Source organism: Aurantiacibacter gilvus, assembly GCF_038289935.1.
GTDB lineage: Bacteria > Pseudomonadota > Alphaproteobacteria > Sphingomonadales > Sphingomonadaceae > Alteraurantiacibacter > Alteraurantiacibacter gilvus.
The window spans coordinates 1,649,873-1,665,628 of record NZ_JBBYHV010000001.1 but is presented as its reverse complement, the minus strand read 5'-3'; the positions used below and the strand labels follow the sequence as shown (position 1 = coordinate 1,665,628).

The 15,756-nt window shown below is 64.6% G+C and carries 16 protein-coding genes; 5 read left to right on the top strand and 11 right to left on the bottom strand.

Features of this window, described 5'->3' with window-relative positions; all coding sequences use genetic code 11:
• Nucleotides 1–5: 5 nt before the first annotated feature.
• Complete coding sequence (locus AAEO60_RS08220; RefSeq protein ID WP_341673166.1) at nt 6–1,313, bottom strand: class I SAM-dependent methyltransferase; 1,308 nt, start codon at nt 1,311–1,313, stop codon at nt 6–8.
• Nucleotides 1,314–1,420: 107 nt separating this feature from the next.
• Here AAEO60_RS08220 and AAEO60_RS08215 point away from each other — a divergent pair, with 107 nt between their 5' ends.
• The gene (locus tag AAEO60_RS08215; RefSeq protein WP_341673165.1) at nt 1,421–1,573 is read left to right on the top strand and encodes a hypothetical protein; all 153 of its coding nucleotides are present in this window, start codon (nt 1,421–1,423) and stop codon (nt 1,571–1,573) included.
• Between the two features lie 21 nt (nt 1,574–1,594).
• On the opposite strand, the gene AAEO60_RS08210 is transcribed toward AAEO60_RS08215, so the two are convergent.
• From AAEO60_RS08210 to AAEO60_RS08200, 3 genes are read right to left on the bottom strand one after another with little or no spacing between them, the layout of a single operon-like run.
• Nucleotides 1,595–2,362 (bottom strand): molybdopterin-dependent oxidoreductase, encoded by a 768-nt coding sequence (locus AAEO60_RS08210; protein ID WP_341673164.1) that lies wholly within the window; start codon nt 2,360–2,362, stop codon nt 1,595–1,597.
• Entirely contained in the window at nt 2,349–3,059 is a 711-nt protein-coding gene (locus tag AAEO60_RS08205) for a cytochrome b/b6 domain-containing protein (protein WP_341673163.1), read from the bottom strand. The genes AAEO60_RS08210 and AAEO60_RS08205 overlap by 14 nt, the downstream gene beginning before the upstream one ends.
• Nucleotides 3,059–3,817, bottom strand: coding sequence for an SDR family oxidoreductase (locus AAEO60_RS08200; protein ID WP_341673162.1), 759 nt, complete (start codon nt 3,815–3,817; stop codon nt 3,059–3,061). The genes AAEO60_RS08205 and AAEO60_RS08200 overlap by 1 nt, the downstream gene beginning before the upstream one ends.
• A gap of 98 nt (nt 3,818–3,915) precedes the next feature.
• On the opposite strand from AAEO60_RS08200, the gene AAEO60_RS08195 reads away from it, so the two are divergent.
• Complete coding sequence (locus AAEO60_RS08195; RefSeq protein ID WP_341673161.1) at nt 3,916–5,154, top strand: PQQ-dependent sugar dehydrogenase; 1,239 nt, start codon at nt 3,916–3,918, stop codon at nt 5,152–5,154.
• Nucleotides 5,155–5,156: 2 nt separating this feature from the next.
• Here AAEO60_RS08195 and AAEO60_RS08190 read toward each other — a convergent pair whose 3' ends face one another.
• From AAEO60_RS08190 to AAEO60_RS08180, 3 genes are all read right to left on the bottom strand, one after another.
• A complete protein-coding gene (locus tag AAEO60_RS08190; RefSeq protein ID WP_341673160.1) occupies nt 5,157–5,798 on the bottom strand; it encodes a COG3904 family protein in 642 nt (213 codons plus the stop codon).
• A gap of 62 nt (nt 5,799–5,860) precedes the next feature.
• Nucleotides 5,861–6,469 (bottom strand): hypothetical protein, encoded by a 609-nt coding sequence (locus AAEO60_RS08185; RefSeq protein ID WP_341673159.1) that lies wholly within the window; start codon nt 6,467–6,469, stop codon nt 5,861–5,863.
• A 112-nt stretch (nt 6,470–6,581) separates the two neighbouring features.
• Entirely contained in the window at nt 6,582–8,654 is a 2,073-nt protein-coding gene (locus AAEO60_RS08180; protein ID WP_341673561.1) for an NAD(+) synthase, read from the bottom strand.
• 362 nt (nt 8,655–9,016) lie between these two features.
• Between AAEO60_RS08180 and AAEO60_RS08175 the strand changes: the two genes are divergently transcribed.
• Nucleotides 9,017–10,246, top strand: coding sequence for an APC family permease (locus AAEO60_RS08175; RefSeq protein ID WP_341673158.1), 1,230 nt, complete (start codon nt 9,017–9,019; stop codon nt 10,244–10,246).
• 65 nt (nt 10,247–10,311) lie between these two features.
• Here AAEO60_RS08175 and AAEO60_RS08170 read toward each other — a convergent pair whose 3' ends face one another.
• From AAEO60_RS08170 to AAEO60_RS08160, 3 genes are all read right to left on the bottom strand, one after another.
• Entirely contained in the window at nt 10,312–10,779 is a 468-nt protein-coding gene (locus tag AAEO60_RS08170; RefSeq protein WP_341673157.1) for a glycine zipper 2TM domain-containing protein, read from the bottom strand.
• A gap of 147 nt (nt 10,780–10,926) precedes the next feature.
• On the bottom strand, nt 10,927–11,574 hold the full coding sequence (locus AAEO60_RS08165; protein ID WP_341673156.1) for an MOSC domain-containing protein: 648 nt from the start codon (nt 11,572–11,574) through the stop codon (nt 10,927–10,929).
• Nucleotides 11,571–12,164 (bottom strand): class I SAM-dependent DNA methyltransferase, encoded by a 594-nt coding sequence (locus tag AAEO60_RS08160; protein ID WP_341673155.1) that lies wholly within the window; start codon nt 12,162–12,164, stop codon nt 11,571–11,573. The genes AAEO60_RS08165 and AAEO60_RS08160 overlap by 4 nt, the downstream gene beginning before the upstream one ends.
• A 74-nt stretch (nt 12,165–12,238) precedes the next feature.
• Between AAEO60_RS08160 and AAEO60_RS08155 the strand changes: the two genes are divergently transcribed.
• The gene (locus tag AAEO60_RS08155) at nt 12,239–13,471 is read left to right on the top strand and encodes a DUF418 domain-containing protein (RefSeq protein WP_341673154.1); all 1,233 of its coding nucleotides are present in this window, start codon (nt 12,239–12,241) and stop codon (nt 13,469–13,471) included.
• On the opposite strand, the gene rlmN is transcribed toward AAEO60_RS08155, so the two are convergent.
• The gene (gene rlmN, locus AAEO60_RS08150) at nt 13,459–14,700 is read right to left on the bottom strand and encodes a dual-specificity RNA methyltransferase RlmN (RefSeq protein WP_341673153.1); all 1,242 of its coding nucleotides are present in this window, start codon (nt 14,698–14,700) and stop codon (nt 13,459–13,461) included. The genes AAEO60_RS08155 and rlmN overlap by 13 nt on opposite strands.
• A 342-nt stretch (nt 14,701–15,042) precedes the next feature.
• Between rlmN and AAEO60_RS08145 the strand changes: the two genes are divergently transcribed.
• Nucleotides 15,043–15,708, top strand: coding sequence for an outer membrane protein (locus AAEO60_RS08145; RefSeq protein WP_341673152.1), 666 nt, complete (start codon nt 15,043–15,045; stop codon nt 15,706–15,708).
• Nucleotides 15,709–15,756 lie beyond the last annotated feature (48 nt).

Here is a 15,756-nt window from a genome sequence, read left to right as displayed (position 1 = left end):
TCACGTTACTCCGCCGCCTCCTTCAGCGCCGGGTCGAGGTGCCACTTTGGCGGCTCTTCCAGTGCGCGCAGGCGGGCGCTTTCCTCGTAGACGAAGTCGCCCGTCATCGGGATCGCGTCGCGTTCCTTCACGTAGATCAGCTGCCAGTTGACCAGCGATCCGTGGCGGAAACTCTGCTCTGCACCGGCGAGATAGAACTGCCACATGCGGAAGAATTCGGGATCGTAGAGTTCCTCCAGCTCTTCCTTGTGCATGGTGGTGCGGTTGTACCATTCCTCCAGCGTGTGGCTGTAGTGGAAGCGCATGGCTTCCACGTCCATCACCTGCCAGCCGGCGCGCTCGCTCTGGGTGACGAGCTCGCTCAGCGCGGGGATATAGCCGCCGGGGAAGATGTACTTGCGGGTCCAGGCATCGGTGAAACCGGGAGGGCCCGCGCGGCCGCAGCAGTGGCTGAACATGACGCCCTTGGGCGCCAGCAGCTCGTGCGTCTTCTTCATGAACTGCGGGTAGTGCGGGGTGCCGACGTGCTCCAGCAGGCCGACCGAACTGATGCGGTCGAACTCGCCTTCGACATCGCGGTAGTCCATCAGCTTGAACTTGACCTTGTCGGCCACGCCCGCCGCCTCGGCGCGTTCCTTGCAGAAGGCGATCTGGTCCGGCGCCAGCGCCACGCCCAGCACTTCCGCGCCGTAATGCTTGTTGAGATAGAGCGCCAGGCCACCCCAGCCGCAGCCGATGTCGAGCACGCGCAGCGGGCGATCCATCTCGCGCGCTTCCTGCATGTACATCTTGGCAGCGATGTGCGCCTTCTTGTCGAGCTGGGCCTTCTCCAGGCTGACATCGGGCGTGCGGTGATAGCCCATGGTGTACTGCCGGTCCTCGTCGAGGAACAGCTCGTAGAGGCGGCGCGTCAGGTTGTAGGTGTGCTCGGCATTCTTGCGCGCCTTGGAGCGCAGGTTGATGGAGTCGATCTTCGCCGCGGTCTTCTGGGCGAAACGCTTGAGCGGGCCTTGCGGCTGCAGCGCGCGGTCGCCGTGAACCTTGGCCTGCCCGGTGACATAGAGCACCATGTCGCGGATGTCGTAAGGCGGCAGCACTTCCAGCCAGCCCCACATGTAAGCCTCGCCAGCGCCGACCTGTGGGTAGCGCGCGATATGGCTGCTGGCCTTCTTGTTGGTGAGGCGCACATGCATGGGTTCGACATATTCGCCGCCGGTGCCATCGGGCACCGCGCCGCCGGGGCCGTATTCGTAAACCTTGCCATCGTAATCGGTGATCACGAGCTTGCCTGCCCGGATCAGTTTATTCAGCATCTTGTCGAGCAACCACATATGCGGCGCGTCCCCTCGTTATGATTTGGCTTGCCGGGGGGTTTGCGGGGGGTTTGGCCGACTGTCAATTGTCGGGTAGGCTGCTTTCCATGGGCGACGACAGGACGGGGCCGACACCGGCGAGTGTCGAAGGCTTCATCGACCGCGTCGACAACGCGGACAAACGCAAGGATGCCAGCGTGCTTGAGGAACTGCTGCGGGTGGACCGGGACGCCAAGAACCGAATCTATCCGCCCGCCTGATGCGGCGTCAGTTCCGGTCGATCAGATCCCGGCGTACCACTGGTAGCCGGCAACGTCCTCCCAGTAGCCGCCCTTGCCACCTTCGATATCGTCGAGGCTGGCGACCAGCTCGATGCCGGTCAGGTACTTGGCGTGCTTGTAGCCCAGCTGCCGTTCCAGCCGCATGCGCAGGGGCGCACCGTTACGCACGGGCAGCGGTTCGCCGTTGAGCAGGTGTGCGACGATGGTCTGCGGATGCATGGCGTCGTCGAGATCGCAGCTTTCGTAATAGTCGACCCGGCGGCGGTTGTCGCCGCTGCCGCGCGTGAAGAAGTCGGCGCAGTGGAACACGACGAAGTTCGCCTCGGCCTGCACGCCGGCGGCCTCGAGCAGGTGCGAGAGCTGCGGACCGGTCCATTCGCCGATCGCACTCCAGCCCTCGACGCAGTCGTGGCGGGTGATCTGCGTGCGCTGGGGAAGGGCGCGGATGTCGTCTATCGACAGCGACAGCGGGTTGTCGACCAGCCCGGTGACCTCCAGCCGCCAGTTGGCAAAGCCATCTGCCTGCGCGGCCCGGTATTCATCGGTCTCGATGTCCTGGTTGCCGTTGCCGCGGAAGAAGGGCGAGATGTCCGCACGCTCGAATTCGGGCGCCATGGTGATGCGTCCCATGCCCAGACCGCGGTGCAGGCCCCGGTGCCAGCTCTCGGCACCGTCGACCAGTTTCTCGAACCACTTGCTGTCGCTGATCTTGTTGCAGCCAGCGAGGAAGGCCGCGCCTGCGGCAACGATGAAGTTACGACGCTGCATGGTCATCTCCGTCAAGCTTGCCGCCGGTTATCATGTCGCGCAGCTGCCGCATCGGCCCGGACACCAGTACCAGCGCGATGTGCAGCACGAAGAAGGCGAACAGGCCCCATGCGGCAATGAAATGCAGCGAGCGCGCGCTCTGCCGACCGCCGAACACGTCGGTCAGGAAGGGCAGGGCGGCCTCACCGCCGGGGCTCATCACGATGCCGGTGAAGATCATCAGCGGCAGCAGGATCAGGATGACTGCGGAATAGGCGATCTTCTGCAGGATGTTGTACTTGCCTTCGCCGTGATGGAAGTTGAATTTCAGGTGCTCACGGATATCGCGCCACACGTTCGACGGCTTCCATTCCCGTGCGGAGGCGAAGATGTCGCGCTGCATGTGACGGTTGATGAGCGCCGCAATCATGAAGGCCAGCAGCGAGAAGCCGAAGACCAGCGCGAACAGCACGTGCCAGTCGCGCGCGGCGGAGAGGCTGTAGTAGTCGGGGATGGTTGCCCAGCCGGGGAAGCGCGGCACTTCCAGCCAGGCTTGCTCCGGCGCGAAGCCCCATTCGCCCCAGTAAAGGCGGCGATGGCCGTTGGAGATGTTCAGCCCGCTCATGAACAGGATGATCAGGCTGAGGGCATTGATCCAGTGCCACAGGCGCGTGGACAAAGCGTGGCGCTTGGCCGGGCGCTTGGCGGTTCGGGCCATCAATCCTCTCCTTCGCGTTCCAGATAGATGACGTCGCGCGGCTGCGACAAGAGGTGCTGGCCGGAATCGACGTAAAGCGTTTCGCCGCTCGCCAAGGGGCCTTCGGCCAGGAACAGTGCGGCCTCGGCCACCTCGCTTGCCGCAGTGCGGCGGCGCAGCAGGTTGAGCTTGTGCGAGCGTTCGGCTTCCTCGGCGCTCTGGTCGTGGCTGGCCAGGATCGCGCCGGGAGCGAGGGTGTAAACCCGGTCCAGCCCCTCGGTAGCCATGGCGAGCATGCGCGCGGCGCAGTCAGCAGCGGCCTTGCTCATCGAATAGCTGAAGAAGTCGGGATTGAGGTTGGCGAGCTTCTGGTCGGTCACCTGCACTACGCGGCGACCAGCCTTGCTGCGGGATTTGGCAAGGAAGATCTGGGCCATCAGGGCAGGGGTAGCGGCATTGACTCGCATTGCCGTTCGGTTCGTTTCCGGATCGAGCGCGGTTACATTGTCTGGGGAAAAAACCGAGGCGGAATTTACCAGGCAACGCCAGTCTTCCAGCTCCACTGCCAGCGCGCGCACCATGCCGGCAGCCGCTTCGCTGTCCGCAAGATCGCAGCGAACTATCTGAGCACTTGGCAATTCTCCGGCCAGGTCTTGCGCCGCATCGACCGAGTTGTGGCAGTGGATCACCACGTGCCAGCCCGCTTCGGCAAAGCGCCGGCAGATGGCCGCACCCAGACGTTTCGCACCGCCGGTGACAAGGACAGCCTTGCGCCTCACGTAAAAATGGACAAAGTCAATTGTGCAGGACGTCTCATGTAATCACGATAGAGACGTGGGCCGGGGACACAACCTGGCTTTTGGGAGGAGAGTAACGAATGAAGTTTCGCCTGGCACTGGCTGCCTGCACGGCAGCGCTGGCTTTGACCAACATCCCCGCACAGGCGCAGGACGATCCTCCAGCCCCGCCACCATTCGGCGGAACGGCACTCGGCGAAGGCCCGTGGGACTTCCACACCGAGCACGGCCCGATCCACGTCGAGGTTGTCGCCCGTGCCGAGCGGCCGTGGGGTATCGTCTTCCTGCCGGAGGGCGGCATGCTGGTGACCGAGCGCGTCGGGAGGCTGCGCCATATCGACGCAGCAGGCAATCTCGATCCGACACCGATTGGCGGCCTGCCGGCCATGTACACATTCGGTATTGCCGGACTGAAAGGCATCGCGCTGCATCCGGATTTTGCCGATAACCGGCTGGTCTACATGGCCTATTCCAAGGTCAGTCCGTCCGACGAGAACGTTTCCACCCTCGCGGTAATGCGCGGGCGCTGGGAGGCAGGATCGCACGAGTTGACCGATGTCGAGGACATCTTCGTGGCGGACGCCTGGTACGGTGCCATGCCGTTGCCCGAACGGTGCTGCGGCCAGGGCCCGGCTTTCGGCTCCTACGGCGGGCGCTTGCTGTTCGATCCGGACGGCAACCTGTTCGTCACCAGCGGGGACCGCAACTACGGCGAGAACGTGCAGGACCCGGCCAGCCATTACGGCAAGATCTTCCGAATGACCGACGAGGGCGAACCGGTGCCAGGCAACCCGTGGATCGGCTGGGAAGGGCACGAGCCGCTGGTCTGGTCGACAGGACACCGCAACCCGCTGGGCCTCGCCTACAATCCCTACACCGGCGAGCTGTGGGAGAGCGAATTCGGCCCGCGCGGCGGGGACGAAGTCAACCGCATCCTGCGCGGCGGCAACTACGGCTGGATCGAGGTGACACAGGGTCTGCATTACGACGGTACGCAGATGGAGCATGTCCGGAATGTCCCGGGCATGATCGACCCGGTGCTCGTCTTCGGCCCACCCAGCTTCAATCCGGGCAACCTGACCTTCTACACCGGCGACCGACTGCCTGGTTGGGAACGTGACATGTTGCTGGGCAGCTTCACCCAGGGCTTGCTGCGCTACGATACCGACAATACCGGGGTGCCCATTGGCGAGCCCGAGCGGCTGTTGCGCGATCTCGGCCAGCGTTGGCGCGATGTGCAGGTGGCACCCGACGGATCGGTCTACCTGCTGACTGACCAGGTGGAAGGTGCAGTACTGCGGCTGACGGCGGGCGAATAGCCCTAACCAGCCGGGCGCAAGTCCGCGCGGACGTTGTAGCGCAGCACTTCGTCCTGCGTCAGGCAGTAACGGGTGCTTGGGTTTTCATCGTTGCTGACGGCCTGCTGCTGGTACATGACTTCGCTCAGCAGCAGGCGGCTGATGCCCATGCGGATGAGGAAGTCGTTGTCCTCGGTCGCCAGCATGGCGCTGGCCTGTTCGATCTCGCCGATCAGTTCAGCCGTGGCCTGGGTGCCGTCCATGCGCGTTTCGGCGATCAGCGACCGGTCACCCGTGTGCGTGAACATGTGCACCATGAATATCCCGCCCGGCTCCACATAGCGGCCGACGCCGCCCATGAAGACGAAGTTACAGGCGGAAAAGCAGGTCCAGCCGCTGGGGATACGGGTGACCAGGCCGTAGTCGCGGATAATGCGGCCAGCGGCGTTGCCGGCCCGTGCATCGCCCCCGCGCGAGCGGATCCAGATTTCACCGATCAGCTCATCGGCTTCGATGGCAGCCTCCAGGCGTTCGGGCAGGGTGCGGTCGACAATGCCTTCCAGCACCAGCACGCGCACGCCGTCCACGTCGCGGGTGGACAGGTTCATGCGTTCGGCGGGTCCCCAGTCGGGTTCTGCCGGGCAGGTGGGGTTAGCGGGATCCATCGCACTTTGCGCTGACAGCGCGGCAAAGGCTCCCAGGGCCAATAGAGACTTGCCGAGCCGCCTCATGCCATGCGGGCGTAGCGGCGTGATGGCGGACGGCGGCACATGCGCTTGTCAGCGCGGGTTTCCTCGCCTTCGACGATGATAACGTCCGCTACCAGAACGCATTCCATGCCGTTAGCGGAGGCCTCTTCGCGGCCCGTGACGGTCGAACGGCCAGAGACGCCCGGACGCGTTTCGGATACCCAGGCCGAGGTCGAGCCGACCTCGGCTTCACCGTCGGAGGTGTCGCTGCGCGTCGCCTCGATCGTGGCATCGGCCATCTGGCGCTGCTCGTCGGGATCGAGCTTGCAGGCGATGGCGCTGCTGATCTGGTCGGAAAACTCGCTAACGGGCACGAAGGAGCCAAGTCCTGCGTCATAGGCGGCATCGCGCGCCGTACGTTCGATAATCCCGCCAAGGATCGCGCCGCCCACGCTTTCGGAGCCGTTTTGCCGGCATTCCTCGGGTGTTTGCGGGGTCTCATCCTCCTGCGGCTGGTTCTCGGCAGCGCGGCGCGCATCGTTGACGATGCGGCCGAGCCCGCCGAACTGCGCCTGCGCAGGCATGGCGAGCGCGAGCAGCGCGACAAAGGTCGCGGCAGCACCGGAGGTGCGAATTAGCTTGTTCATGCGGTCCATCCTGGCCGGGGCTTAGACTCCGCTCCCTTAACGCGGAGACGCCCGTCAATGTGCACAAGACTACAAGTGCCGCCTGCCAGCGTCAATTCGGCCGCCAAGCCGTTCAACCGGAAAGGGAAACCGCCTGGGGCATGTTGTCGCGCAGGTCCGCCAGCCAGACCTCGGCCACGGCATCGCTCGGCGCGCGCCAGTCGCCGCGCGGCGAAAGCGCGCCGCCCGCGCTGACCTTGGGGCCGTTGGGCAGGGCGGAACGCTTGAACTGGCTGAAGGCGAAGAAGCGTTTGACGAACTTCTCCAGCCAGCCGTGGATGGTGTCGAGGTCGTACTGGTTCTTCTTGGCTTCGGGGAATTCGTGCGGCCACAGGCCCTCTGCCTTGTCGCGCCAGGCGTGCCAGCAGAGGAAGGCCGTGTGGCTCGGCTTCTGCCCCCAGCGGATGGTATGGTGGAGGAAGAAGTCGTTGAGCTCGTAAGGCCCGATGATGGACTCGGTGCTCTGGATATTGCCATCTGAATCGGCGGGCACGAGTTCGGGACTGATCTCCGTGGCGAGCACTTCCAGCAGCACTTCGTCGACATGCTTGTCGAACTGCTCGCTGCTGACGGCCCAGCGGATCAGGTACTGGATCAGCGTCTTCGGCACGCCCGAATTGACGCCGTAGTGGCTCATGTGGTCGCCCACCCCGTAGGTGCACCAGCCCAGCGCCAGCTCGGAAAGGTCACCCGTGCCGATCACCCAGCCGCCGTGATGGCCGGCGAGACGGAACAGGTAGTCGGTGCGCAGACCCGCCTGCACGTTCTCGAAAGTGGTGTCGTATTGCGGCTCCCCGTCAGCGAAGGGGTGGCCCATGTCCTGCAGCATCTGCCGCGCAGCGGGCTTGATGTCGATTTCCTCGGCGGTGACGTGGAAGGCTTCCATCAGCTTCCACGCGTTCGACTTGGTCTCGTCCGAGGTGGCGAAGCCAGGCATGGTGTAGGCGCGGATTGTCGAACGCGGCAGGCCCAGCATGTCGCAGGCCTTGGCCGCCACGATCAGCGCATGGGTGGAATCGAGCCCGCCCGAGATACCGATGACGAGGCTCTTGGGACTGGTCGCCTGGATGCGCCGCATGAGGGCATCGACCTGGATGTTGAACGCCTCGTAGGCGTCGTGGTCCAGCTTGTCCTGCCGGTTGGGCACGAAGGGGAAGCGGCGGATCGGGCGCTGCAGGCCGATATCGCCGACCTCCGTGGCATGTTCGAAAGTGATGTTGCGGAAGCTGTCCTCGGGACGGCCCGCATCCTCGGCAGCATCATTGAAGGTGCCCATGCGCATGCGTTCGTTGAGCACGCGGCGGGTGTCGATGTCGGTGACGCAGAGCTCCGGCTCCAGCTCGAAGCGCACGCTCTCCACCATCAGTTCGCCCAGTTCGTAGACCATGCCCTGGCCATCCCAGCTGAGGTCGGTGGTGCTCTCGCCAAAGCCGCTGGCGGAATAGGCATAGGCGCAGACCGAGCGGGCCGAACTGGCGGCGCAGAGCATGTGGCGCTCGTCCGACTTGCCGATGGTGATGTTGCTGGCCGAGAGGTTGAGCAGGATCGTCGCCCCGGCCAGCGCGGCCATGGTGCCGGGCGGGTTGGGGCTCCAGAAATCCTCGCAGATCTCGATCCCGAAGGTGAAACCCTTGAGGTTGGACGCGGAGAAGATCAGGTCGACGCCGAAGGGCACTTCCTCCCCGTTCACGCCGATCCACAGGTCGCGGCAATTGTTACCGCGGGCGAACCAGCGCTTTTCGTAGAATTCGCGGTAGTTGGGCAGGTAGCTCTTGGGGACCGCGCCCAGCACCTCGCCGTGAGCGATCACCAGCGCGCAGTTGTAGATGCGGCCACCGCGACGCAGCGGAGCGCCGATCACCAGCACCGGCGTCAGGTCTTCGCTGGCCTTGCGGATCGTCTCGATATGGCTCTCCACGCTGTCGAGCAGGGCGGCCTGGATATGCAGGTCGTCGAGCGCGTAGCTGGACAGGCACATCTCCGGGTAAAGCAGCAGGTCGACGTGCCGGGCATGGGCCTTTTCCGCCTGCTCGATGATTCCTGCCGCATTGTAGGGCACGTCCGCCGTGCGCACCTTGGGCGTGCTGGTGGCGAGCCGCACGAAGCCATGCGTGTGCATGTCGAAAAAGGGGTGGGTCTCGCTCATTGCGGGTTCGCTTTCGGCCAGTTCGGTTTGGGGAGGTTCGAGGAAGTCGGCGGGCTGGCAGATGCCAAGGTCAGCCAGCCGTTTCTGGGTGGCAGGGCGCGGCACCTTGCCTTTCGCCTCCCAGCCATAAACGGTTCGGCTTGGCCACGGCTCCGGAGCGCCGTATTGCAGGCCGAACTCCTCCGCGCTCAGCGGCGGATCGTGCGCCTCGCGCCACGCGCGGATTTTCTGCCCGGCCAGATGCATGGCTGTGCAAGTATCCTAAAGGGATACCAATAGCAAGGGATGCCGCATCCGGCGTTTCGGAACCCGTTCCCTTCGCGGCCATTGGTTTTGCATCGACGGACTTGGGGGCAGACTAGATGGCGCTGAAACGCTCGATGGGTCTTGCCGGCCTGACATTCTTCGGGACCGGCACGATCCTTGGTGCAGGAATATTCGTGGTGATCGGCGAGGTTGTCGGTTCGGCCGGCGTACTGGCACCGCTGGCCTATCTCGCTGCCGGGCTCGTCGCGCTGACGACCGCCTTGTCCTTCGCCGAGCTGGGCGCGCGCATCCCCGATGCAGGTGGCCCCGTCGCCTATGCCGAGGAGGCATTCGGCAATGCCCTGGTCGAGGAAGGGACGGGGTGGCTGCTGATCGTGGCAAATATCGTCTCCGCAGCCACTATTGTCACCGGCTTCGTTGCCTATCTTTCCAGCTTTGTCACGGTACCGATCGCGCCGGCTACCAGCGCCCTGGTGGTGCTGATGGTCGCGGTGGCCCTGATCGGCATCAAGCACAGCGCCTGGTTCATGACCGCCACCACGCTGGTTGGCATCGCGACTCTTCTCTTCATCCTGTTCGTGCTGCGCGAGGACCTGTTTGCGGCTCCGGCCAGGATCGTGACCGGCGAGGGGCTGGGGGCTGATGCGGCAACCGGGATCCTCGCCGGTGCCTTTCTCGCACTCTACTCCTTCATCGGCTTCGGCGACATGGCCGAGACAGCCGAGGAAGTGAAGGACGTAAGACGCAACCTGCCACGTGCAGTCATGATCTCGCTTGCGATCGTCTTCGCCTTCTACCTGGCGGTTTCGATGGCGCTGGTGGGCGGCACTTCACTCGACGAGGTCACTGCGGCCGAGGCCCCGCTGGTAGCGGCGGTTGCGGCGAAAGGCTGGCCCGGGATGCCTGTCGCCATCGCCAGCCTGTTCGTCATCGTCAACGGCGCGCTGGCGCAGATCGTCGCGGCGAGCCGGCTGATGATGGACATGGCGCGCGACGGCAAAGAGTCGATGCCGGCGCGCCTGCAGGCTGTGAGCAAGGACCGCGGCACGCCGTGGATCGCCACGCTGGTGTGCGGGGCGATAGTGCTGGTGCTAGCCCTGTTCATTCCGCTCAGGAGTCTGGCCAGCGGCACGAGTCTGGCCATCCTGGTGGTCTTCGCCGTCACCAATGCCGCGCTCTGGCGGCTCAAGCAGCGTAGCCAGCCGGACCAGGTTCCGGACGTGTGGAGGGTGGTTCCCGCCCTTGGCTTCGTCTTTTGCCTGTTCACCATCGTCGGCCAGGTTGTGCTCTGGCTGCTGGGGATCGGTGGCAGCGGTGGTCACTGAACGCAAAGACGCCGCCGCTCCGAGGGGAAGAGCGACGGCGCCAGGGGACGACTTGTCAGGTGCGGTTAGCGGCAGCGGGCCTCGCCGCGGTCGATCTCGCGGCCCAGCAGGCCACCAACGACGGCGCCAAGCAGGGTGCCGACGGTGCGGTCACCGCGGGTGTCGATGGCACGGCCCACCAGCGCACCGCCGGCGGCACCGATGATCAGGCCGGTGGTGCCGTTCTCGCGCTCGCAGTAATAGCGGCCATCGCGGCCCTGCCACACGCGGTCATCACGGCGTACGCGGCGCGGTTCGTAGTAGCGGCCGTCGTCATCATAGACCCTGTAACGGCGCTCTTCGCGGCGATCGCCCCGGCGGTCATAACGCCGTTCGTCGCGGCGATCGTAACGGGTATCGTACCGGTCACCGCGATGCTGGTCACGATAGCCATGCGCAGGCGCCCAGGAGGGCGGGCCATGCTGCGCCATCGCGGGAACGGCGGGGAGCGCCAGCGAGGTGGCGGCGGCGAGGGCAATCAGGGTCTGTTTCATCGCGTTATACCTTTCGACTCGACTTCATGTGTTGTCGGTAATGCCGTAGATCGTTCATGTTTCCCCAACGTAAGATGAACGGCTCGTTGGATTGCGATTTTGTGGACGAGCCGTTTCAGGAGAGCGGCAGATCGACCGGAAAGCGCTTCAGACGTCGAGCTTGGCAATCAGTTTGTTACGCAGCTTTCCGGCCAGCAGCGGCAGCCGGCTGATCTCGTGCAGGAGGTCGGTATCGACTGGTGTGCTAGTGCCCCAGATGCCGCCAAACAGCCGCGCCATGGACCATTCGGGCAGGCCTTCGGAGACTTTCACCAGTTCGTCACCGGCTTCGGCCTCGCCTTCCTTGATCACCCGGTAGAACCAGCCGCAGCGACCCGTGGCCATGATCCGCTTCACCATGGCTTTCTCGCCAAAGCGGTGCTCGATCTTCCAGCACGGCTGGCGCGGCTGGCAAGCCTCCAGCAGGGCCGTGCCGAAGCGGAAGCGGTCGCCCAGCAGGACTTGGTCCTCGGTCAGGCCGAGCGTCGACAGGTTGGAGCCGAAGGCGCCGGGTTCGGCCAGCAAGCGATGGTTGCCAAGCTCGCCGCGCCAGTATTCGTGATGGTCGCGCGGATAGTGGTGCAGCGCCATGTCCGGGCCGCCGTGGTGGACCAGGTCCGCCTGTTCGTCGCCAGCGAGGCCCAGCGATGTGATCGCCACCTTGCCCGATACCGGCTGCTTGGCGATGGCGCTCTGCTCGTCACCACGGAAGGGGACGGCGGCGGCCGTGCAAATGGCGACGACAGTAATGGTCATGCAGCTTTCCTTGCCGTGATGGCGATCCAGTCGCGCAGCACCTTGTCCAGTCCGCCATCGCGGTAGTCCTGCACCTCCTCCAGCTGCCAGCCGGCATCGGCATAGAGGTCGAGCAGCACTTGCCGCGGGGCGAAGTTGTAGAGGCGGCCGAAGGCGTCGCGCGCGTCGCCGCCGCCCAGCTTGTAATTGGCGAAGAACCAGGCGCCGGGGCGCAAGGCGCGGTGCACGCGCACCAGCACCTCGCCAAGGCCCGCCAGCGGCTGGTGATGCAGCGAGGCATGGGCCCAGACCGCGTCATAGGCCTCGACCGCCTTCAGCTCGTCGAAACGCAGCAGGCGAACCTCCTGTCCGGTCCTCTTGCGCGTCTCCTCCGCCATGCCGGCCGAGCCGTCGGTCATGTCGACGCTGAAGCCGCGTTCGATGAACTGCTGCGCATCGCGCCTGCCGCCGCAGCCGAGCTCAAGGATGTGCGCTCCGGGCTCGAGCCGCTCGGCGAAGTCGCCAAGAAACCGCGCGCTGCCGTTCACGAACTTCTTCACATAGTCGCCAGCTTCGCGGTCGTAGAAGGCGAGGGTGTCGGGATCGCTCATGCCGCACCTTTGCGGCGAGGGGCTATGCAAGGCAAGCGCGCAGGGTTAGCACTTGGCTTTCGGGGGGAATTACGATGACAGAACAGCCAAGCGGGGCAGCCCCCGTTACATCCAGCGAACGCGTTGGCGAACTGGACGTCCTGCGCGGTTTTGCGCTGCTCGGCGTGCTGATTGCCAATTTCGTCTGGTGGTCATTCGGCGAGAATACCGCGCTTCCCGCGCAGACCGAGGCCTTTGCGCAGGATCCCGGCAACCTTGCCGCGATCTTCTTCACCGACGTCTTCGTGTCCGACAAGGCCAACACCCTGTTCGCCTTCCTCTTCGGCGTCGGCTTCTGGGTGCAGATGCAGCGCCTTGAGGAACGCGGGGCGGAGTTCGGGGCGATCTACACACGGCGGCTGTTCGTGCTGCTGGTGTTCGGCCTGATCAACCTGTTCCTGATCTGGCCGTGGGACATCCTCAACCTTTACGCCATCACCGGCTTCCTGCTGTTTGCCCTGCGCGGCATGTCGGCCCGCGCCATGCTGTGGACGGGCCTGACCTTGGCGCTGCTCGGCATGCCCCTCGTGCGATGGGCGACGGACCAGCTCGGCTGGGCCGAACCGGCAAATGAAATGGCTTTCGGCGAGGTGGCGATTGCGACCCGTCAGGACGCCTACGTCAACGGCAGCTATTTCGAATGGGTCGAGGCGACAGCCAACCTCGTCTGGTTCGACTGGATCGCCAACGGACTGATCGTCGCCTGGATACTCTATGCCCTGGGGCGTTTCCTCGTCGGTGCCTACGTTGCGCGGCAGGGCTGGCTGCAGCGTGCGGGCGAACTGCTGCCGCAGATCCGCAAGATCTTCCTCGTGGCATTCCCGCTGGGCGTGGCCATCGAGGTGGTGCGCGTGCTCATGGGCGAAGCCGAGCTGATCGATGCCCCGGCGTGGTTGTCGAAATGGTTGCACGTGGTCGGCGTACCGATTCTCGACCTTGGCTATGCTGCCGGCCTGATCCTGCTGTTCCACTCGTCCCGCTTCGGCGTGCTCGCGCGCGTGTTCGGCCCCGTCGGCCGCATGGCGCTGACAAATTACCTGGTGCAGGGCGTCTTCATCGGCCTGGTGCTCTATGGCTTCCATGGCGGGCTGGCGCTGGCGGGCATGATCGAGCCCAAGGTGGTGCTGGGGCTGTGCTTCGGCTTCTACGCGCTGCAAACCGTGTTCAGCCACTGGTGGCTGGGTCGCTACCGCTTCGGTCCGATGGAATGGCTGTGGCGGACGCTGACCTACGGCGAGCGCCCGACCATGCGCGCTCAGTCTGCCTGAGCAGCCTCTGCCGCTTCGCGGTCGAGCTGGGCGCGGCTCTTCCTTTCGGCAGTGGTCTTGAGCTGGCCGCAGGCGGCGTCGATATCGCGGCCGCGCGGGGTGCGCACGGGGGCTGAAATGCCGCCTTCGAAGACGATGTTGGAGAAGGCCTTGATCCGCTCCGGCGTCGAGCATTCGTAAGCCGCGCCGGGCCAGGGGTTGAACGGGATCAGGTTGACCTTCGCCGGCAGCTTGTACTGCTTCAGCAGCCGGACAAGTTCGCGCGCGTGTTCGTCGCTGTCGTTCTTGTCCTTCAGCATGACGTATTCGAAGGTGATCCGCCGTGCATTGCTGGCGCCGGGATAGTTGGCACAGGCCTGCAAGAGGTCCTCGAGGCCGTACTTCCTGTTGATCGGAACGATCTCGTCGCGCACTTCCTTGGTCACTGCATGGAGCGAGACGGCAAGGTTCACGCCGATCTCCTCGCCGCAGCGCTCCATGGCGGGCACCACGCCGCTGGTCGAAAGGGTAATGCGGCGCTTGGACAGGGCAAGGCCCTCACCGTCCATCACCAGCTGCAACGCGCCCTTCACGTTGTCGAAATTGTACAGCGGCTCGCCCATGCCCATCATCACGATGTTGGTGAGCAGCCGGCCGTCAGAGGTATATTCGGCTTCGCTCTCTTCCTCGGCGAAATCCATTTTTCCCTTGGGCCATTCGCCCAGCGCATCGCGCGCCAGCATCACCTGCCCGACGATCTCGCCGGGGGTGAGGTTGCGCACCAGCCGCATGGTGCCGGTATGGCAGAAGGTGCAGTTGAGCGTGCAACCCACCTGCGATGACACGCACAGTGTCCCGCGATCGGCATCGGGGATGAAGACCATCTCGAAGTCGTGGCCGTCCGCCGTGCGCAGCAGCCACTTGCGGGTGCCGTCGGTGCTGTGCTGTGCTTCGACCACTTCGGGGCGGCCGATCACGAAGCGTTCGGCCAGCCACGGGCGCATGGTCTTGGCGATATCGGTCATCGCCTCGAAATCGGTGACGCCGCGGTGGTAGAGCCAGTGGAACACCTGCTTGGCGCGCAGCTTGGCTTGCTTCTTGTCGAGGCCGGCACCTTCGAACAGGGCGGCGATGTCTTTCTTGGGCAGACCGATCAGGTCCACGCGCCCGTCCGCGCGCGGCGTGATGTCACGCGCGACGGGAACCGGGTCGACCTGCCCGGGAATGGTCATGAGCTGCGTATCGGCCATGGGAGGCGCGCATATAGGCGCAAGCGGGCCGCAATGGAAGTGAGCGCGGGAAACTACCGGATTTCGCGCCAGAGCGCAGCGTTTCCGGGCTATCCGGTTAAACGCGTGGCGAGCCGTTCACCCTGCGCGACGACCTGCCTGGCGGGCGCCGGATCACGTCTGGAGGGTCCGCCCGTTCCCGCTTTTCGTCGATTGCCGAGCACGCTTGGTCGAGCAAATTATGTTACACAAATACAACATTTTAGACGTTGTCTCGCGTTCATGAAACCCGCGCCAAGGCTGCGCATTGGGACGGTCCGGGCACGGCTGCGGTCGTGCCGGCAACATGAATGGAGAATACACATGAAGAACGCAATCGCACTCCTCCTTGGCACTGCTACCCTCGCCGGCGTCGCCGTGCCGGCTGCTGCGCAGGACGCCGGCGACTTTACCGGCCCGCGGGCAGAAGCGCTGGTGGGTTACGATATCACGCGACCCGGCAGTTCCGAGGATATCGACAACGCCGACGACATCGATCAGTCGATCGACGACGTTACCTACGGTGCGCGGGTCGGCTACGACATGCAGGTTGGCCAGAGCCTTGTCCTTGGCCTCGAAGGCGAATGGCTGGAATCCGAGGCCAGCACCGATTTTGACACGACCGGTTTCGGCAACTTCGGCGTTGGCAACATCTCCGCTGGCCGTGACCTTTACGTCGGTGCGCGTGTCGGCACGCCGGTGACCGACAGCACCCTGCTCTATGCCATGGGCGGCTATACCAACGCCCGGTTCGACCTGCTGGCAACCGACAACACGACCGATGTCGAGACCGACGTCGATCTTGATGGCTGGCGCATCGGTGGGGGACTCGAACAGCAGTTGAGCGACAACGTCTTCGTGCGCGGTGAATATCGCTATTCCAACTATGAGGAAGGCGAAGTCGAAGCCCCCAGCGGCCTCGAGAGTGACCGCTTCGATGTCGACGTCGATCGCCACCAGGTCTTGGTCGGGTTGGGTTACCGATTCTGACGCGACTGTTTAGACCAAGGGCGGGCCGGGGGAGTAATTTCCCGGCCC

Excerpts from the sequence above, each read along its gene's own strand:
- AAEO60_RS08220 (WP_341673166.1), bottom strand. The coding sequence starts at position 1,313 with ATGCTGAATAAACTGATCCGGGCAGGCAAGCTCGTGATCACCGATTAC.
- AAEO60_RS08215 (WP_341673165.1), top strand. The coding sequence starts at position 1,421 with ATGGGCGACGACAGGACGGGGCCGACACCGGCGAGTGTCGAAGGCTTC.
- AAEO60_RS08210 (WP_341673164.1), bottom strand. The coding sequence starts at position 2,362 with ATGCAGCGTCGTAACTTCATCGTTGCCGCAGGCGCGGCCTTCCTCGCT.
- AAEO60_RS08205 (WP_341673163.1), bottom strand. The coding sequence starts at position 3,059 with ATGGCCCGAACCGCCAAGCGCCCGGCCAAGCGCCACGCTTTGTCCACG.
- AAEO60_RS08195 (WP_341673161.1), top strand. The coding sequence starts at position 3,916 with ATGAAGTTTCGCCTGGCACTGGCTGCCTGCACGGCAGCGCTGGCTTTG.
- AAEO60_RS08190 (WP_341673160.1), bottom strand. The coding sequence starts at position 5,798 with ATGGATCCCGCTAACCCCACCTGCCCGGCAGAACCCGACTGGGGACCC.
- AAEO60_RS08185 (WP_341673159.1), bottom strand. The coding sequence starts at position 6,469 with ATGAACAAGCTAATTCGCACCTCCGGTGCTGCCGCGACCTTTGTCGCG.
- AAEO60_RS08180 (WP_341673561.1), bottom strand. The coding sequence starts at position 8,654 with ATGAGCGAGACCCACCCCTTTTTCGACATGCACACGCATGGCTTCGTG.
- AAEO60_RS08175 (WP_341673158.1), top strand. The coding sequence starts at position 9,017 with ATGGCGCTGAAACGCTCGATGGGTCTTGCCGGCCTGACATTCTTCGGG.
- AAEO60_RS08170 (WP_341673157.1), bottom strand. The coding sequence starts at position 10,779 with ATGAAACAGACCCTGATTGCCCTCGCCGCCGCCACCTCGCTGGCGCTC.
- AAEO60_RS08165 (WP_341673156.1), bottom strand. The coding sequence starts at position 11,574 with ATGACCATTACTGTCGTCGCCATTTGCACGGCCGCCGCCGTCCCCTTC.
- AAEO60_RS08160 (WP_341673155.1), bottom strand. The coding sequence starts at position 12,164 with ATGAGCGATCCCGACACCCTCGCCTTCTACGACCGCGAAGCTGGCGAC.
- AAEO60_RS08155 (WP_341673154.1), top strand. The coding sequence starts at position 12,239 with ATGACAGAACAGCCAAGCGGGGCAGCCCCCGTTACATCCAGCGAACGC.
- rlmN (WP_341673153.1), bottom strand. The coding sequence starts at position 14,700 with ATGGCCGATACGCAGCTCATGACCATTCCCGGGCAGGTCGACCCGGTT.
- AAEO60_RS08145 (WP_341673152.1), top strand. The coding sequence starts at position 15,043 with ATGAAGAACGCAATCGCACTCCTCCTTGGCACTGCTACCCTCGCCGGC.